The 203-nt window shown below is 72.9% G+C and carries 1 protein-coding gene; it reads right to left on the bottom strand.

Translation table 11 applies throughout. The features are described 5' to 3' along the window. The coding region (locus tag LI92_RS21765; RefSeq protein ID WP_046322929.1) for a beta-ketoacyl synthase N-terminal-like domain-containing protein at nt 1-203 on the bottom strand (203 nt) is incomplete at both ends.

The following is a 203-nucleotide window of genomic DNA, read 5'->3' as shown; positions in this document are numbered from 1 at the left end:
CGCCGCGCACGAATCCGTCGGCGTCGGCGTCGAAAGCGTGGCACGCCCCGGTGGTCGAGAGCGCCCCGCTCTGGTCGAAGCCCCGGAACACCGCCGGGGACATGAGCAGGTTCACCCCGCCGGCGATCGCGGTCTCGCTCTCCCCGCTACGCAGACTCCGGCACGCCAGGTGCAGTGCGACCAGCGAGGACGAGCACGCGGTG

It is taken from the genome of Mycobacterium sp. UM_Kg1 (assembly GCF_000972925.1).
Taxonomy (GTDB): Bacteria; Actinomycetota; Actinomycetes; order Mycobacteriales; family Mycobacteriaceae; genus Mycobacterium; species Mycobacterium hiberniae.
This window is presented reverse-complemented; position numbering and strand designations above follow the sequence as displayed.